1 protein-coding gene is annotated in these 314 nt (G+C 41.1%); it reads left to right on the forward strand.

Features of this window, described 5'->3' with window-relative positions; genetic code table 11:
* On the forward strand, positions 1-206 hold a 206-nt coding region (locus tag D0T57_RS15520; RefSeq protein WP_163274368.1), incomplete at its 5' end, for a hypothetical protein.
* Positions 207-314: the final 108 nt, after the last annotated feature.

Raw genomic sequence — 314 nt, forward strand, 5'->3', positions numbered from 1 at the left:
ATGGATCGATAAAATTGTCTACCTGCGTTTTATTTTTCTCCCACCAGCTTAGCGATTCGGGGAAATACGAAACGCTCACATATCTACAATATGTTTCACCATTAATAATAACGGGTATGGAAATATTGCCATTATCAGCCAGGGTAGATGTGTTGGCTGCAACAGAATATACCGGATGCCCGCGTTATCAAAACCAACTGCCTTGACCGGAATTCTTTGCTTCAAGGTATCCAACGGAACGATTTCAATATAACTATAGAGCATAAGAACCTGCAAGCCGCAAGCAAATCGCCGGTATTGTCATTATACAAGAA

The sequence above is a fragment of the Dysgonomonas sp. 511 genome (assembly GCF_010501105.1).
Classification (GTDB): domain Bacteria; phylum Bacteroidota; class Bacteroidia; order Bacteroidales; family Dysgonomonadaceae; genus Dysgonomonas.